This window comes from Alteromonas sp. 4NS20-0143 (genome assembly GCF_057542855.1).
Map to the genome: position 1 here is coordinate 1 of NZ_BAAJLR010000027.1, position 1,168 is coordinate 1,168.

At 52.7% G+C, this 1,168-nt stretch carries 1 rRNA gene; it reads right to left on the bottom strand.

Annotation, left to right across the window (positions count from 1 at the left end):
• Positions 1-11 precede the first annotated feature (11 nt).
• Positions 12-1,168 (bottom strand): 23S ribosomal RNA (locus tag AC27HD_RS18800); the annotation flags it as partial.

Sequence of the window (1,168 nt, forward strand, 5' to 3'; positions counted from 1 at the left end):
TTGGGTGTTGTATGGTTAAGCCTCTCGGGCAATTAGTACAGGTTAGCTTAACGCCTTACAACGCTTCCACACCCTGCCTATCAACGTCATCGTCTATAACAACCCTTCCAGAACTTAAAGTTCAGGGATGACTCATCTCTGGGCCGGCTTCCCGCTTAGATGCTTTCAGCGGTTATCCGTTCCGAACGTAGCTACCGGGCAATGCCATTGGCATGACAACCCGAACACCAGCGGTTCGTCCACTCCGGTCCTCTCGTACTAGGAGCAGCTCCCATCAATCATCCAACGCCCACACCAGATAGGGACCGAACTGTCTCACGACGTTCTAAACCCAGCTCGCGTACCACTTTAAATGGCGAACAGCCATACCCTTGGGACCGACTTCAGCCCCAGGATGTGATGAGCCGACATCGAGGTGCCAAACACCGCCGTCGATATGAACTCTTGGGCGGTATCAGCCTGTTATCCCCGGAGTACCTTTTATCCGTTGAGCGATGGCCCTTCCATACAGAACCACCGGATCACTATGACCTACTTTCGTACCTGCTCGACGTGTCTGTCTCGCAGTTAAGCTAGCTTATGCCATTGCACTAACCTCACGATGTCCGACCGTGATTAGCTAACCTTCGTGCTCCTCCGTTACTATTTGGGAGGAGACCGCCCCAGTCAAACTACCCACCAGACACTGTCCACAACCCCGATAAGGGGCCAATGTTAGAACATCAAACGTACAAGGGTGGTATTTCAAGGACGGCTCCACACAATCTAGCGACTGTGCTTCGAAGCCTCCCACCTATCCTACACATGTAGGTTCAATGTTCAGTGCCAAGCTGTAGTAAAGGTTCACGGGGTCTTTCCGTCTAGGTGCGGGTACACAGCATCTTCACTGCGATTTCAATTTCACTGAGTCTCGGGTGGAGACAGCGTGGCCATGGTTACACCATTCGTGCAGGTCGGAACTTACCCGACAAGGAATTTCGCTACCTTAGGACCGTTATAGTTACGGCCGCCGTTTACCGGGGCTTCGATCAAGAGCTTCGCTTACGCTAACCCCATCAATTAACCTTCCGGCACCGGGCAGGTGTCACACCCTATACGTCCTCTTGCGAGTTTGCAGAGTGCTGTGTTTTTAATAAACAGTCCCAGCCACCTGGTCACTGCGGCCCTC